This is a genomic window from Pseudomonas peli (genome assembly GCF_050563605.1).
Taxonomy (GTDB): domain Bacteria; phylum Pseudomonadota; class Gammaproteobacteria; order Pseudomonadales; family Pseudomonadaceae; genus Aquipseudomonas; species Aquipseudomonas peli_A.
In genome coordinates this window covers 1-245 of sequence record NZ_JBNXUH010000270.1, presented here as the reverse complement: position 1 = coordinate 245, position 245 = coordinate 1, and the positions used below count along the sequence as shown (strand labels likewise).

Below are 245 nucleotides of genomic sequence, written 5' to 3'. Positions count from 1 at the left end.
TGGTCTGTGTAGTTTTTTTTTTTTTTTTTTTAAAGGAACCCGCCCCCCCAAAAGCTCCCACTCGGGGGGCGTCGGCGGCAGGGTCAGATGTTTATAAGAGACAGCTGTGGAACAAGGCGGGGGAGGCGGGGATGCTCTGCTCCCACATTCCGGAAGAGTACGGCGGCATGGCCGCGGATTTCCTCTACAGCACCGTGGKGATCGAGGAAGTCGGCCGCCTGGGGCTGACTGGTATCGGTTTCTCC

1 pseudogene is annotated in these 245 nt (G+C 57.8%); it reads left to right on the top strand.

The annotated features are described in order from the left end of the window. Positions 1 to 98 precede the first annotated feature (98 nt). Positions 99 to 245: pseudogene (locus ACQ4LH_RS21710) on the top strand (acyl-CoA dehydrogenase family protein); the annotation flags it as partial.